The organism is Nitratidesulfovibrio liaohensis, from assembly GCF_011682075.1.
GTDB lineage: Bacteria > Desulfobacterota > Desulfovibrionia > Desulfovibrionales > Desulfovibrionaceae > Cupidesulfovibrio > Cupidesulfovibrio liaohensis.
On sequence record NZ_VSMK01000640.1, the window covers coordinates 1 to 990 of the forward strand.

The window sequence follows — 990 nt, forward strand, 5'->3', positions numbered from 1 at the left end:
TTGGCCGTGGCCTCCCATTCCGTGCCGGTGGGGGTGCGCATGGCCGCCCGCCAGGCCCCGGTCCATGGCAGGCGCGCCGGGGGATTGGGGGGCACCTTGCCGCCCGGCAGGCCCTGCCCCACGGCCTCTGCCCGCAGGTCGAACCGGATGAACGGCTGCCGTTCCAGTACGCCGTTGCGCCATACCAGCAGAAAACCGTCGTCGATGCGCGCGTCCAGCGTGCCCCGCATCGAAGCGGCCACGGCCCCCAGACTGTGCCCCTGCCCGCGCAGTGTGGCCTTGACCGCCAGCTTTCCGGCGGCGGATTCGCGCCCGCTGACGATAACCGCCGGGCGCGCCAAGGCCACGTCGGCGGCCGTGAATTGCAGGCGGTAGTCGTCCACGATGTCCAGCAGGGCCTTTGCCGTGCCGCCGTAGAACGAGGCTGCGGTGAATTCCAGCAGCGTGCCCTCGCGCGAGGGAGAGCAGCGGAAGGCCAGCCCGCCCACGTCGAACTTCCAGCCGCGCGCCTTTTCCGCGCGCACCCGGATGTCGTAGCCCACGTCCGGAATCTCGTCCGCCGCTGCCGTGGATTGCGTTCCGTCCTTCTTGGGCCCGTTGGCCTTGGCGGGGCTGGTGGGCGTGTTGGCAGCTTCCACGGCGGGCGGCCCGGCATGGGCCAGCGGGTGCGGGGAGGCTCCGGCCAGTTCGGGCATCACCTTGTTCACGTCGATATCCGCCCCGGCCACGTCAATGGCGACGACCGGCGCGGCGAAATCTGCCACCCCGCCCGAGCCGTGCACGGGCATGCCCAGCACATCGGCGCGCAAAACGGGCACGCGCAGCCCGTGCCGGTCCAGCGAAAATTCCAGGTGCCCGGAAAGGGTGTCCAGCGCGTGCTGCAAGCCCACGGGCAGGTTGCGCGCAAAGCCGAACCAGCGCGGCAGGCTGAGCCGCCGCACCTCGGCCGTGCCGTGCACGACCGCGTCGCTGGTGCCCAGCCCCCGCAGG

General features: G+C 71.8%; 1 protein-coding gene. It reads right to left on the minus strand.

Going from position 1 to position 990, the window contains the following annotated elements; genetic code table 11:
• A partial coding sequence (locus FVW27_RS17020; RefSeq protein ID WP_481850174.1) for an AsmA family protein occupies positions 1-990 on the minus strand: 990 nt, incomplete at both ends.